General features: G+C 55.3%; 12 protein-coding genes. 10 read left to right on the top strand and 2 right to left on the bottom strand.

What is annotated here, in order from left to right:
* Positions 1–22: 22 nt before the first annotated feature.
* A complete protein-coding gene (locus GA0071314_RS04565; RefSeq protein WP_074398431.1) occupies positions 23–949 on the bottom strand; it encodes an ABC transporter substrate-binding protein in 927 nt (308 codons plus the stop codon).
* Between the two features lie 260 nt (positions 950–1,209).
* On the opposite strand from GA0071314_RS04565, the gene GA0071314_RS04560 reads away from it, so the two are divergent.
* The 6 genes from GA0071314_RS04560 to GA0071314_RS04535 all read left to right on the top strand — a co-directional run bounded on the left by GA0071314_RS04560 (position 1,210) and on the right by GA0071314_RS04535 (position 9,796).
* Complete coding sequence (locus tag GA0071314_RS04560) at positions 1,210–3,348, top strand: TonB-dependent receptor domain-containing protein (protein WP_074395519.1); 2,139 nt, start codon at positions 1,210–1,212, stop codon at positions 3,346–3,348.
* A gap of 425 nt (positions 3,349–3,773) precedes the next feature.
* Entirely contained in the window at positions 3,774–4,688 is a 915-nt protein-coding gene (locus GA0071314_RS04555; protein ID WP_074395518.1) for a LysR family transcriptional regulator, read from the top strand.
* Between the two features lie 76 nt (positions 4,689–4,764).
* Positions 4,765–5,643 carry an AEC family transporter gene (locus tag GA0071314_RS04550; RefSeq protein WP_074395517.1) on the top strand — a complete coding sequence of 293 codons (879 nt, stop codon included), beginning with the start codon at positions 4,765–4,767 and terminating at the stop codon, positions 5,641–5,643.
* A gap of 89 nt (positions 5,644–5,732) precedes the next feature.
* Positions 5,733–6,896, top strand: a complete 1,164-nt coding sequence (locus GA0071314_RS04545; protein ID WP_074395516.1) for a PQQ-dependent sugar dehydrogenase — start codon at positions 5,733–5,735, stop codon at positions 6,894–6,896.
* Positions 6,897–6,938: 42 nt separating this feature from the next.
* Complete coding sequence (locus GA0071314_RS04540) at positions 6,939–8,384, top strand: sensor histidine kinase (protein WP_074395515.1); 1,446 nt, start codon at positions 6,939–6,941, stop codon at positions 8,382–8,384.
* Positions 8,381–9,796 (top strand): sigma-54-dependent transcriptional regulator, encoded by a 1,416-nt coding sequence (locus tag GA0071314_RS04535; RefSeq protein WP_096300558.1) that lies wholly within the window; start codon positions 8,381–8,383, stop codon positions 9,794–9,796. Before GA0071314_RS04540 ends, GA0071314_RS04535 begins: the two co-directional genes overlap by 4 nt.
* A 154-nt stretch (positions 9,797–9,950) precedes the next feature.
* On the opposite strand, the gene GA0071314_RS04530 is transcribed toward GA0071314_RS04535, so the two are convergent.
* Entirely contained in the window at positions 9,951–10,442 is a 492-nt protein-coding gene (locus GA0071314_RS04530; RefSeq protein WP_156524092.1) for a hypothetical protein, read from the bottom strand.
* Positions 10,443–10,900: 458 nt separating this feature from the next.
* On the opposite strand from GA0071314_RS04530, the gene GA0071314_RS04525 reads away from it, so the two are divergent.
* The 4 genes from GA0071314_RS04525 to GA0071314_RS04510 all read left to right on the top strand — a co-directional run bounded on the left by GA0071314_RS04525 (position 10,901) and on the right by GA0071314_RS04510 (position 14,519).
* Complete coding sequence (locus tag GA0071314_RS04525) at positions 10,901–12,103, top strand: quaternary amine ABC transporter ATP-binding protein (RefSeq protein WP_074395513.1); 1,203 nt, start codon at positions 10,901–10,903, stop codon at positions 12,101–12,103.
* Complete coding sequence (locus tag GA0071314_RS04520; protein WP_074395512.1) at positions 12,103–12,933, top strand: ABC transporter permease; 831 nt, start codon at positions 12,103–12,105, stop codon at positions 12,931–12,933. Before GA0071314_RS04525 ends, GA0071314_RS04520 begins: the two co-directional genes overlap by 1 nt.
* 150 nt (positions 12,934–13,083) lie before the next feature.
* The gene (locus tag GA0071314_RS04515) at positions 13,084–13,956 is read left to right on the top strand and encodes a glycine betaine ABC transporter substrate-binding protein (protein WP_074395511.1); all 873 of its coding nucleotides are present in this window, start codon (positions 13,084–13,086) and stop codon (positions 13,954–13,956) included.
* Between the two features lie 140 nt (positions 13,957–14,096).
* A complete protein-coding gene (locus GA0071314_RS04510; protein WP_074395510.1) occupies positions 14,097–14,519 on the top strand; it encodes a universal stress protein in 423 nt (140 codons plus the stop codon).
* The last annotated feature ends 19 nt before the right edge of the window (positions 14,520–14,538 follow it).

The raw sequence follows: 14,538 nt of genomic DNA, 5'->3' as shown, positions 1-14,538 counted from the left end.
TGACGACCAACGTTTAACGACATCACGGCAACAAAGCGGCTTCTACATCGTCAAGAATCGCCTGCGCCGCCAGCGGGCCGTTGGCGCTGGTCCACAGCTGACCGTTCACCGGCACCACCTGCTCGCGCTGGACCACCTCCAGCCGGGTAAAGGCGCTGCTTTGCTTGGCGGACTCAAGCGCTTCCTGGCCGTCTTCATTGAGCGTGGCCAGGAACAGCCAGTCACCATCCACCTGGGCAAGGTTTTCAAGGCTTAGCACATCGCTATGCACGCCGCGCTCGCCCACCAGCCCCGCGTCTTCGACGGTCAGGCCGACGTCGGCCAGCAGACCGGCGGTAAACAGGTTTTTCGACATCACCATCGGCCCGCCCGGCATCCAGCGCACCACAAACGCATTTCCGCCCACACCGGCGTTTTCCAGGTCGCTTGCCAGCGCCGCGGCACGCTCCTCAACGGCGTTGATGGCGTCGTCAATGGCCTCCTCACGGTTCAATGCTTTACCGTAAAGCCGTGCTTCATCCTTCCAGTTATCCGGCGCCAGCGGCTGACTCGGCGGCACCACCGTGGGCGCAATGCGTGATAACAGCTGATATTGCTCTTCAGCAAGCTGAACAGGCGCGAGGATCAAGTCCGGGCGCTGCTCAAGCACCGCTTCGGTGTTGATTTCGCGTACCACTCCCATGATAGCGGGCCGCTCATCGCCCAAATGCGCTTCCACGTACTCGGCAACGTTGTCGCCACCACGCGTGGTGACCGCCCCTAGCGGCGTGATACCCGCGGCCAATGAGGCATCCAGCGCCCCCTCGTACAGCGTGACCACTCGCTCCGGCGTACCCGTTACATCCACTTCGCCGAAGGCAGTATCGAGCGTACGCGCCTGAGCGGCACTGACCAAACAGACACTCAGTAGTAGTCCCACAATGCCATTGCACAATGATGTGGCCCGCATAAGGTGTCCTCGCTGTTGAAGTAGCGCAGAATAATAACGATTATCAAAAGCACTTGCATCAATATTACGGCGAATACTGCGTTCGACGCAACGCAACGCAACGCTCAACTGCATCGCTCGCTCTACCCACATCGTTCCAGCTTACGCAACGTCATGTTCCAATCAATTGCCTCGCATTTGGGAACTTTTGTTTTTAGACTCTCCATCTCATTTGACAATGAATATCATTAATAATCTAATTGCTTTACCAGGGGGTGCCCATGCCACGCTTTACTCGCACCGTTTTGGTCAGCGCCATCGCGCTCGCCGTATCGTCCACGGCGGTTTACGCACAACAAAGCGACCAACTGGATAACATCGTGGTGTCGGCCAGCGGGTTTGAACAGACGATGGTCGATGCGCCGGCCAGTATTTCGGTGGTGTCTCGCGAGGAACTGGAGCGCAAACGCATCACCAGTGTTGCCGATGCCCTGCGCGACGTTGAAGGCGTGGACGTGGGCGGCCAGGTGGGTAAAACCGGCGGTCGGAACATCAGCATGCGCGGCATGCCCAGCGACTACACGCTGATTTTGATTGATGGCCGCCGCCAAAATACCGCCGGTAGCGTAACGCCCAATGGCTTTGGCGAAACCTCCACCAGCTTCTTTCCTCCAACTTCCAGCATTGAGCGCATTGAGGTGATTCGTGGGCCAATGTCGACACTTTATGGCTCTGACGCCATGGGCGGGGTAATTAACATCATTACCCGCAAGGTCGACCGCGAATGGACCGGCTCGGTTGGCGTTGAGAATACCTTCAACCAAGACCGCGACTTTGGCGATCGCCGTGAGATTAATCTTTATACCAGCGGTCCACTGGTGGAAGACACCCTAGGTTTACAGCTGCGCGGACGCTTCTATGAGCGCGACGCATCTAATTTAGAATACAACGATGAAAATGGCGACCCTATCGAGGTCAGCCAACGCGGCCCCAGCCCGGTGGAAGGCGATACCTATAACCTGGGCGGCAAGCTGACCTGGACGCCGACTGATGATCACGACCTGTGGCTCGACGGTGAAGTCAACCGCCAGCGCTACAACAACGACGAATGCCAGTTAGGCACCTTGGATGGTCGCACGCGCAGCTGTGAGCCTGACCCCGGTGTCGCTAACGGTTATGCCGACGAGCTACGTTTTGAGCGTGAGCAAGTTGCTATTGGCCATACCGGACGCTTTGCCTCAGGCACCCTGGAGTCCAGCCTGATGCGCAACACCACCGAAACCACCGGCCGCACCATCCCCGGTACGGCGGGTGAAGCATACGCAGGTTTTCCTGGAATCGTTGGCGGTGACCCGCGCGAATTAGAAACCACCAACACGGTGCTCGATAGCAAATTCACCATGCCGCTGGGCGATCATATGACCACCATAGGTGGCCAATGGATGGATTCGGAGTTGGACGACGGTTTAGCGGGCGAGACATTCGAGCAAACCACTACCGCCCTGTTTGCCGAAGACGAATGGATGCTGCGCGACGATCTGGCGCTTACGCTCGGCGGGCGTTACGACCACCACGATGCCTTTGGCAGCCAGTTCAGCCCACGTGGCTATCTAGTCTGGAACACCACTCCCAACTGGACGCTAAAAGGTGGCGTGAGCCGCGGCTACAAAACACCATCGCTTAACGACTTACACGACGGTATCAACGGCGTAACGGGCCAGGGCACCATCCTTACCATCGGCAACCCCGATCTCGAGCCAGAAACCAGCACCAGCAGTGAAATCGGTGCGCATTACGATAATCAGCAGGGCTTCACTGCCAGCGCGACGCTGTTCCATAACCAGTTTGACGATAAAATCGCCAGCGGTAACGACAGGCAGGTGACCAATGACCCCTTGATTCCTGACGGCGTTTACAGCCAGCAAGTCAACGTCGACGAGGCGATCACCCAAGGCGTCGAGCTTTCAACCGCCTACCAGTTCAACCCGGACTGGCGCTTAAACGCCAACTACACCTACACGGATAGCGAACAAAAAAGCGGCGACAATAAAGGCGAACCGCTCACCGATACGCCCGAACACTCGGTAAATGCCACGCTGCGCTGGCAGGCCACCGACAAGCTGGATGCCTGGCTCTCCGCAGAGTACCGTAGCGAGCGTTACCGCTCGCGCACCGCGCCTCCCGGTCCGCCCGTACCGCTTTTCGATGACCTGGGCGATTTTAAAGCCTACTCGCTGTTCAACCTCGGCGGTAATTACGCCGTCTCGGATAACCTGAACCTGAGCGCCACCATCTACAACCTGTTCGACAAGGACTTCGTCGACTATCGCTACTACGGCGATGGGGCTGGCTATGGCAACGTTTATGCCAATAGCGAAGAAGGCCGTCGCCTGTGGCTCTCGGCACGCTACGAGTTCTAATCGGTTTAAGCTCGCTACTGTTTTGATGTTCTTCTTCAGCCCTGGCGATTGCCGGGGCTTTTTTGATCTTGAGATAGCCACCGTGGCGACCACAAGGCAATGTCTGCTAGGTTATTGTGCCTTGGCAACGGGTGCGTGCTGGTAATGACAAGGAGTTAATTCGTTGGAAAACTTACTTAATGGCTTATCTCCTTTCGTATTTAGTCTACTGATAAGGACATCCTTTAAAACATATGCCGGAACGTCACTTTGCCAGTCTTTTAAACTGGGTGTTGACATTGCTGGCCTTCCATTTGATTTGGCAGGCGCTGACCGGTTAACCCTCAGTTTGTTAACGCGTCCCTCCGCAATAGCAAATCACAATAATTTTCATTCAACTAAATCCCTGGCATAATGCCGCTGTTTCCAGCATTGCGGTATCCACCATGCATGATTTCGACGAACTCAAAGCCTTTGCGGAGGTGATGGAGACCGGCAGCCTCACGCTCAGTGCGCGCAAGCTGGGGTTAGCCAAATCAACCCTAAGTAGGCGTATCAGCCATTTGGAAGCGCGCCTGGAACAGCCGCTGCTGCGGCGCCAAGCCAACCGCCTGTTGCCTACCGAGGCGGGGCTTTTATTCCATCGCTACTGCCAGGATATCCTGGCGCTGGCGGAACGCAGCCATGAGGCGCTGGCAGAGCTGCGTGAAGATATAAGCGGGACGGTAACGCTCGAAGTTCACTGTGCCCTTGCCAGGGGGTGGATGGGCCAGATCATGGATACCTTCATGGCACGCTACCCTAAGATTGAGCTAACGTTGCGCACGCGGGAAACGCCGCCCAGCTCGCTCAATAGTCACTGTGTTCATGTGTGCCTGGGGCAGATACCGGAAAGCGGCCTTCATCAGGAGCCGCTCGGCATGCTGACCCGAGGCCTCTATGCCAGCCCGACTTACCTCAGCCAGCAACCGCTGCTTGAGCATCCTCGTGATCTTGCCGGCCACCCTTGGATCGACCTGTTGGGCACGACCCAGAATGGTTTACTGCTGCACCACGAAAGCCAGGGTACTTACCACTTTTACCCCCCACGCTCGCGTTTAAGGGTGGATCTAACTGCACTTCACCTGGATGCTATCGCCCGTGGCAAAGGTATCGGCTTGCTGCCTCATTGGCTTGCCGACAAACGCGAAGCGCATCACCCCGGCGAACTTACTCCCTGTCTACCCAACTGGCAGCCAGCGCCGTTACCCATCACGTTGCTCTATGCTTACGGTTACCAGCCACGGCGCGTGAAGGCGCTGCTGGCATTTTTACGCCAGCAAATGCCCCACCAGTGGCAGCATAACGGTGCCGCGGCTTAGGTTTTCTTTCCGCGACTTGCCAGTTAGTCCGCTACCTATTCACAATAGTCGGCCACTCATTGCCAAGGACGCGCCCATGTTGGCTGAACTCTTTGCGGTAATGGCGCCCGTATTGGCGGGCGCTGGCTTGGGATTTACCTGGGTGCGACTGGGCCATCCCTATCCTGTCGATTTTGTGACCCGGCTGGTCTTCAATATCGGCACACCCTCACTGGTGCTTGCCTCACTCGCCGGGGCGGAAATCGATGCCAGTACCTTTGGCCGCACTATGCTAGCAACCGCGCTGGTGATTACCTGCATGGCCGGAGCGACGTTTTTTGTCGCCAAGCTGTTACGCCGCGACTGGCGCGTGTTGTTATCTCCGATGATGTACCCCAACACCGGCAACATGGGGTTGCCGGTCGTGCTTTACGCCTTTGGTAGTGCCGGTTTTGTGTACGGCATTACCGTGATGGTCACGGTATCGCTGTTTCAATTTACGGTCGGCACCATGCTGGCCAGTAGGGGGAATCCGCTCAAGTCACTGGCCAAAACGCCAACGGTCTACGCGATCGCCATTGCCATGGCACTGTTGCTCACCGAGACCGAGCTGCCGCTTTGGTTGGCCAACAGCGTGGATTTGATGTCCGGCTTTACCGTACCGCTCATGTTGATCACCTTGGGAGTATCCTTGGCTAGCATTCAGGTCAAAAGCCTGCGCTCGGGCCTTGGCTTTTGCTTGGTGCGTATTCCGCTTGCGGCAGGTGCGGCCTGGCTGATTGCCGATTTAATAGGGCTCCCCCCGCTGGCCCAGGGGATTTTAGTATTGCAGATGAGCATGCCGGTAGCAGTGTTTAACTACTTGTTTGCCCAGCGGGCCCAGCGCGAACCGGCCTATGTGGCCAGCCTGGTGTTTTGCTCGACGCTGCTGGCGCTGATTTATTTGCCGATACTGCTCGCTTGGCTGATGCCATGAGTTGATAACATAAAATAAGGAACCTCTCGCGTCAGAAAGCGTCTCTGCTTGACGTGCCTAAAGATCGTCACTTTCTTGGGAGAGCCCCCATGCGTCGCTTATCTACCCCTGCGTTGCGTCAGCGCTGGTTGACCGCCGCCCTCTTCGGTTTACTGAGCAGTAGTGCCTCTGTCAGCGCTGCAGAGATCGTAGAGGAACGTATCGAGAGCGATCAAGTGGCCTTTTCTATCGAGAAAATTGCCGGCGGCCTGGAGCATCCCTGGTCGGTGACGTTTCTACCTGACGGTCGCTTTTTGGTCAGTGAACGGCCAGGACAACTGAGCATCATAGAGGCTGATGGCGGCGAACCTCGCGCACTGGACGGATTACCCGAAGTAAGCCAACGTGGCCAGGGCGGGCTGCTGGATATCGCCCTGCACCCTGAGTTTGGCGACGGCGAACACGACTGGATCTACTTCACCTGGAGCAAGCCCGATGGCGATAACAGCCGCTCAGCGCTATCGCGGGTGAAATGGCAGGGCGACGAACTGGGTGACGTCGAACACCTATTTGAACAGGATCGCGCCTCATCACCCGGTCGTCACTACGGCTCACGGATTGCCTGGCTGCCCGACGACACTCTGCTGATGAGCATTGGCGATCGTGGCAACGAGCCACCCCGCGCCCAAGCCGATGATGATCACGCGGGGTCTACCCTGCTCCTGACCGATACCGGTGGCGCGCCTGACGACAACCCTTTTGTTGACGAACCCGACACGCTGGATGAAATTTACACCCAGGGCAATCGCAATATCCAAGGCTTGGTGGTTAGACAAAACGGTGACCCGTGGGCGACCGAGCATGGCCCGCGCACAGGCGATGAACTGAACCGGCTGACGGCGGGCGATAATTACGGCTGGCCCGAGGTCAGCCGGGGGAACGACTACGCGACCAACGAGCCGATTGGCGAGACGTCCAAGTCCGGCATGGTCGACCCGGTGCACGTCTTTGAGGGGCGCTTTGCGCCCTCGGGGCTTGCGGAAGTCACCAGCAGCGCTTTTGGCGAGTGGCAGGGCCAACTGCTGGCCGGCGGACTGGGCAGCGAGCAGCTGGTCAGGCTAGCGCTTGAAGATAACCAAGTGGCCGCCCAAGAAGTCATTCTCGACGGCGAACTCGGCCGCTTGCGCGATGTGCGTCAGGGGCCTGACGAGGCCATATACTTGCTGACCGACGCCGCCGATGGTGCCCTTTATCGCTTACGTCCCGCCGAGTAGCGGGCAGTTCGCTTATTGATGTTTCATAACCCCGGTTAACGCATGCGTTTACGAAATTTAATTATTCTGACGGTCATCGTCCCGCTATTCGTTATTTTGGTGGTGTTTAGTTTGGTGGCCATTAAGTCGCTGGAGGATAACGTTCGCTCCAAGCTGCAAAACGAAGTCGACATGATTACGCATGCGCTGAGCACCACGCTTGGCTACGCCGTTTCTCGGGAAAACGACGCCTCACTTGAGGAAGCGCTTGAAGCGGCGTTTTCCTTTCACCGCATTTATGGTGCCTATGTTTTCGACACCAACGGCCGTGAAATTTATGGCCTCGGACTGGGCCGCGAGTTGTTCAGTCGTGAGGAGATTCAACAGGCGATTGAGGGTGACGAGCTGCACAGCGACTACCGGCAATTTGAAGGCTGGACTTACTATTCCGCCCTCAAACCGTTGCGCACACCAGATGGCGAGGTAAGCGGTATACTACAAGTTAACCGCTTAAACACCGGCATCGAAAACTATACCGGCTTTCTCAGCATTGTCGCCGTACTGGTGTTTGTCGTAGGCGCGGCCGGGATTGTTTTGAGTATTTGGTGGGGGTTTCGGTACTATATCGAACGGCCATTGAATCGCTTGTTATTGGTAATGCAGCGCGTAGAGGAAGGGGACCGCGGTCAGCGGGCCAATATTGAAGGGCCTGCAGAATACCGGCGACTGGCCTCAGGCCTTAACGGCATGCTGGATGCCATGGCCGAGAAAGACCACGATATAGAAGATCGTCAACAGCGTGAAATCGAGCTTGAAAAGCGCCTGCGCAAATCTAAAAAACTTGCCGAGCTTGGCGTACTGGCCGCTGGGGTCGCTCATGAAATCGGTGCGCCGCTGACCGTGATCAACGGCCAGGCCCAGCGGCTGGCGCGTCGCGACGTGATTGGCGATGACGAGCGATCTAGGCTAGGCCGCATTCGCGGTGAGGTTGAACGCATCGTCGAGATTGTTCGCCAGTTGATGGAACTGGGCCGCCAACATAACGTGGAAAAAGACCAGCAACCCTTTGACGAACTGATACACAGTGCCAGCGCTCTAGTAGAAGAGGAGCTTGAGCCACGTGGGGTACATCTAGAAACCACCCTACCCAGCCCCACGCCAACACTACTCGCCAACGGGCAACAAATTGTTCAAGTGTTGACCAATTTACTACGTAATGCAGCTCAGGCGGACGGCGTTCGCCTTATTCGCGTTCGAGCTGAACAGATGCAACACGAACTCCATGTCTGGGTTGAGGATGACGGCCCTGGCATACCAGCATCACATCACCAGCAGGTATTTGACCCTTTCTTCACCACCAAACCTGTCGGCCAGGGCAGCGGGTTAGGACTCTCTATGGTACATCGAATTATCAATGATCACGGCGGCACAATCGGCGTTTTCGACAGTCCCTTAGGCGGTGCAGGTTTTGAAATTACGCTGCCGCTTTATGACACCACACCTGCATGAGGACCATGTTTGTGAAGCACCCGGAGCATTTTTTACCTTTGTTGGTAGTGGAAGACGACCACGCGATACGTGAGTTGTTAGAAGAGGAATTGCAAGACGCTGGATACACTACCCACGGGGTTTCCAGCGCAGAGGATGCGATCGCCCTACTCAGCCATACGGCGGTCTCTCTCATTATTACCGATGTGCGCTTACCCGGCATCAGCGGCATCCAGCTACTCCAACAGCTACGCCATGAAGGGAGTGAGCTGGGCATTATTGTGATTACCGCCTTCGGCACCATTGACCAAGCCGTTGAGGCACTGAAGCTCGGGGCAGACGATTTCTTAACCAAGCCATTGGATCTTGACGCCGTCCGCGAGTCGGTATTTCGAGTGTTGGAGCGCCAACGCTTGGCGGTTTCGCACGCCGTAGAGGCCGGTCATTTTCACGGTATTGTCGGTAAAAGCGACGCGATGCAGGCACTTTTTCATGATGCCTCACGGCTGGCGAAAAGTGATGCGCCGATATTACTACTGGGCGAAAGCGGTACCGGTAAAGAACTCCTGGCGCGGGCTATTCACCAGGAAAGCTTGCGTCACGATGCCCCTTTTGTCGCGGTGAACTGCGCCAGCATTCCCGCCGATCTAATGGAAAGTGAGTTTTTCGGGCATGTTAAAGGGGCCTTCACCGGTGCTAACGACGCCCGACAGGGCCTCTTTCACAGCGCCCAGGGCGGGAGCCTGTTTCTCGACGAGATTGGTGAGATGCCGATCAATCTCCAGGCCAAGTTGCTGCGCGCGCTGCAGGAAAAAACCGTGCGCCCGGTGGGCGGTGAACGCGAGGAACCCGTCGATGTGCGGATTATCGCAGCCACGCACCGTCATCTGGAAAAGGAAATCGAGCAGGCCAACTTCAGGAGCGACTTGTTCTACCGCCTGGAAACCTTTTCGCTGCGTATCCCCCCGTTGCGCGACCGCGGGCCCGACATCGAGCATCTGGTGTTCAGCCTGATCGACAAGCACGCTGACGCGCAACACAAACAAATCGAGCAAATTGAACCTGATGCGCTTCACTGCCTGATGCACTACCCCTACCCAGGCAACGTACGCGAGCTTGAAAACGCCATCATGCGCGCTGTCACACTCAGCGAGGATGGCACGTTACGCCATCAGCACTTGCCTGAACGGCTGCGCGAACAACTCACCCAGGAGTCGGCCCAAACGACCGCAACACTTACCGGCGAAGTGCTGCCTACCACTCAGATGCCGGCCGCCGCAGCCACTCCCTGGCCGAGCTTGGAAGAAGTTGAAAAGCGCTATATCCGCAAAGTCTTGGAAGCCACAGGTGGCAACAAACGCCGCACTGCCGAAGTGTTGGGCATTGCCCGACGTACCCTTTACCGTCGTCTGGAGGATAACGAAGAACCCTAGGCGCAGGGCGACTCCAATCACAAAAAAAAGCCCCCGCGGGCGCGGGGGCTGAAGGGATGATAAACCGTGGGAGCAGCCGCAGGGAACAAACAGCTGAAGCGGTTTACCATCGTAGGGACACTGGAAATCTCTACTACACCATTACTTGCATGTCTTACTCGCCGGAATTTTCCTCTTCATCTTCATCGCTTTCAGCATCTTGCGACTCGTCATCATTGCCGCTGTTTGCTAGATCGCTTGCATCTTCACCATCACCTGGCATGGGATCCGTACCGTCACCAAAACCAGGGTCTTCAGTGGTATCACCTGCCAATGGCTCCTCTTCCTGAGCTGACTCGTCAGACGTTGAATCACCTTCCATACCTGGCTCATCGCTGGCCGATTCTTGCTCAGATACATATTGATCATCTTGTGTCGCTTCTTCAGCAACTTCACCATCTTGCTGTTCTTGACTGCTTTCCTCTGGCACTGCCGTACCATCAGCTTCTTCTTCCTGACCACAGCCTACTAACAACAAACCACTCAATAACAAAGCCGCCCAAGTGCTTGTGTGACTGCTCAAACGATGTGATGACTTCACACGCTCACTCCATTTTCCATTTAAGTCTTTGCCACCCTGTGACGTGCCATTGGGCAACAAGTTCACACATCGCAACCTTACTAGCTGATTTTTAGACAACCCTTGGCGCTAAGCCGTTGGCACTGCGTTTAATTTGCTATCCAACATCTATGATCAGCTTGCTACTGCAAAATGGGCGCAAATTGCAAAGGTTATCGGCAATAAGCATACATACAACATGCCAACACTTTTCATAAATATAAAATATCTTTTTAATCAAAAACTTAAAAATAAAATAAAGCGATTAAAAGAGCATTGCTGCTGTCGAGCAGTGGGTAAAAAATGACACATGAGGCGCTATGCTGCCGCCGTAAGCGAGGCGTTGTGACACACCTAGGCCACTTATGTATAATAATTTATAATCCTTTTAGCACCTCATCTCCTCTTTCTTCTTATGAGTGACGGTGTTCGCTGGCCTTACGGGCAGCTTTTTTGTGCCCGAACAGGCAGCACCCTTACCGCTCAGCTAACAAAAGGCATCGCCGATGGACGAGACACGCAACGTCAAAATTCAGGTGCGAGGCGTAAGCAAGGTCTTTGGCAAACAGCCCAAAAACGCGCTTGAGCTTCGTGACCAGGGCTTGAATCGCTCTGAAATTCTTGAAAAAACAGGCCAAACGCTAGGGCTTTCCAACGTCTCCTTTGATGTCTACGAAGGCGAATTGCTGGTCATTATGGGGTTATCGGGGTCGGGTAAATCCACCTTGATTCGCTGCCTGAACCGGTTAATCGACACTAGCGAAGGGGATATCGTCATTGATGACGAACACATCCCAACGTTGAGCACTAAAGAACTACTCGAGTGTCGTCGTCGGCATTTTTCGATGGTATTCCAGAATTTTGCCCTTTTCCCACATAAAACGGTGCTGCAAAACGCTCAGTTCGGTTTGGAAATCCGCGGTATCGACCCAGCCGAGCGGGACAAAACGGCACGGGAATCACTGACCCAGGTTGGGCTGGATGGCTGGGAAGATGCCTACCCCAATCAGCTTTCCGGCGGTATGCAGCAGCGGGTTGGCTTAGCCCGGGCACTGGCTAACGATTCAAGCGTGCTATTAATGGATGAGGCTTTCTCGGCGCTGGATCCTTTGATTCGTAAAGACATGCAGCAAGAACTCTTGCAATTGCAGTCCAGAATGCAAAAAACCACCGTCTTTATCACCCACGATTTGGACGAAGCGCTTAACATCGGTGATCGCATTGTGCTGTTAAAAGACGGTGAGGTGGTGCAAATTGGCACCCCCGAACAGATCTTGACCCAGCCCGCCGATGACTATGTGCGTCGCTTTATCGAAGGGGTTGATCGCTCGCGTATTTTGACCGCTGAGAGCGCCATGCGCCCAGTGCGCACCACTGCTCGCGAAAGTGATGGTCCGCGCACCGCGCTCCACCGCATGCGTGACAACAGCGTTGACTCCATTTACGTGACCGACCGTGACCGTAACCTTCTAGGGCTTCTGGAAGCAGAGGAAGCGAGCCGCGCCGTCGCAGCGGGCGCCGATACCATTACCGATTACTTAACCCAAGACTTCCGCAAAGTCTCTCCTGAGGAACCGCTACAGAGTCTGTTCTCCATGTTTAGCGAAAAAAGCTTTCCTATCGCCGTGGTCGATGATCAGCAGCGGTTGCTCGGCGTAGTGGTAAAAGGGGCGGTACTCGACGAACTAGCGCGGGCAGGAGATAAATAATGGACATTCCAAGCATTCCGTTAGGTTATTGGATTGAAAGCAGCCTTACCTGGCTAACCAGCGAATATTCATTAATCACACGTGCCATTTCGCGAGTTACCCAAACGGGTATCGAAGGCCTCAACACTGGGCTTTTATGGCTTCCTGAATGGGCGCTGTTGGCGCTTGTCGCATTACTGTGCTGGAAGGCGGCGTCTCCGCGATTGGCCATCGGCGCCGCGGCAGGTTTCGCAGTGATTTGGAACCTGGGGCTCTGGGACCCCATGATCGAAACCCTCACGCTGGTGGTGATTGCCACTCTGGTGGCCGTGGTCATTGCCATTCCGGTGGGCATTGCGGCCGCGCTGTCCGAGCGTTTGTACCGTGTCATTATGCCGGTACTGGACTTTATGCAGACCATGCCCGCGTTTGTGTACTTGATTCCAGCTATCCCGTTCTTCGGTATTGGCTCGGTATCGGCAATTTTTGCTACGGTGATTTTCTCTATGCCGCCGGCAATTCGCTTTACCACGCTAGGGATACGTCAAGTACCCGTTGAGCTGATTGAAGCGGCCGACGCCTACGGGGCGACCCGCGGCCAGAAACTTATCAAAGTGCAGTTACCGCTATCGCTTCCCACCGTTATGGCAGGGATTAACCAAACGATTATGCTGGCGCTTTCCATGGTCGTTATTGCCGCCATGATCGGTGCCGATGGGCTGGGCAGCGAAGTTTGGCGTGCCATTCAACGCCTGCGTCCGGGCGACGGCTTTGAAGCCGGTATTGCGGTTGTTATCCTGGCCATGGTGCTTGACCGCTTGACTCAATCGCTAAGCAAATCACGCCGTTAAAAGCCTTTACCGACCTTATACAACATGGCGTCACAAGGTGGTTAACACTTGCACAGCATGGGATACATGCCCATGCTGTGAGTGACACAAAGAAAGCACGATATTGTTTGAGGTAGCCATTGCTGCCTCTCTACCCAAGGGAGCAAGTGAATGAAAACTAGTATGTTGAATCACCGCATCCGTCTCGCCTCGTTGGCACTCGCTTCCAGCGCTGGCCTTGCCGCTGGCGGCATGGTTCAGGCCGACGACAAAGGCACCGTTAACTTGGCTTATGTCGAGTGGTCGTCTGAAGTCGCATCCACTAACGTCGTTCGCGCTGTGCTTGAGCAAGCGGGCTACGAGGTCGACATGACCTCACTGTCTGCCGCCGCCATGTTTCAGGCCCTTTCCACCGGCGATACCGACGCCATCGTAGCCGCTTGGCTACCAACCACCCATGAAGATTACATGGAAAGTGTCGGCGACAACGTTGAAGACCTTGGCCCCAACCTTGACGGCACCAAGCTGGGCCTCGTGGTTCCTGAAGATAGCGATATTGATTCCATCGCCGATCTTAACGACAACGCCGACGACTTTAACGACGAGATTATCGGTATTGATCCTGGTGCGGGCCTGATGTCCCTCACTGAAGAGGTCATGGATACCTATGATCTTGAACTACAGCTACGCAGCGGTAGCGACGCTACCATGGTCGCGGCACTTAGCAACGCTATGGAAAACGATGAGGATGTCGTCGTTACTGGCTGGACCCCCCATTGGATGTTCTCGCGTTGGGATCTGAAGTATTTGGAAGACCCCGAGAACGTATACGGTGGCGCGGAGCAAATTCACACCGTCGTCCGTGATGGCCTGGAAGATGACATGGCAGAAGCCTATGCCATTCTTGATGCGTTTGAGTGGACGCCTGAGCAAATGGGCGAAGTCATGCTCATGAACCAGGAAGAAGACAGCGACCCTTATGAAAATGCTAAACAGTGGGTCGAAGATAACCAGGACGTGGTCGAGGAGTGGCTCGAGGGCTGATTATCATTCCTGGAGATCGTCATGAGCTGGTGCGTATTGACGCGCCAGCTCACTTGTATCTATCTCGTCTGAACCATAGCGATGACCGGCATATATTTTGATAATGTTGATCATTTCAAAAGTACAGTAAGGAGTCTGCCGTGTTTAATAACATTATGGTACCCGTAGACCTTGCCCATCTGGATACGCTTGAACCTGCGTTAAGCATTGTGGCGGACATGGCCAAACAATATGACGCACAGATCACCTATGTCAGCGTTACGGCCAATACCCCCACCAGCGTCGCTCGCACCCCGCAGGAATATGAGCAAAAGCTCGACGCTTTTGCCCAGGAGCGCCATCAGGTGCATGGTCAGCCGGTCAGCATAAAGGTCTATAGCTCGACCGACCCGATTGCCAATGTTGACGACTTGCTAGTCAAGGCTATCGATGAAATTGGTGCAGACCTGGTCATAATGGCGACGCATTTACCACGCCACCTGGACATTGTGATGCCCTCTCATGGTGGCAAGGTAGCCACGCACACTGACGCGTCTGTCTTCCTCCTTCGTGTGACCCAGTAAATCGGCATACCGTTCTAAT

Origin of the sequence: Halomonas sp. HL-93 (assembly GCF_900086985.1) — a bacterium.
Classification (GTDB): domain Bacteria; phylum Pseudomonadota; class Gammaproteobacteria; order Pseudomonadales; family Halomonadaceae; genus Vreelandella.
Note: the sequence above shows the minus strand (reverse complement) of the source record. Positions and strands in the feature narration are given on the sequence as shown.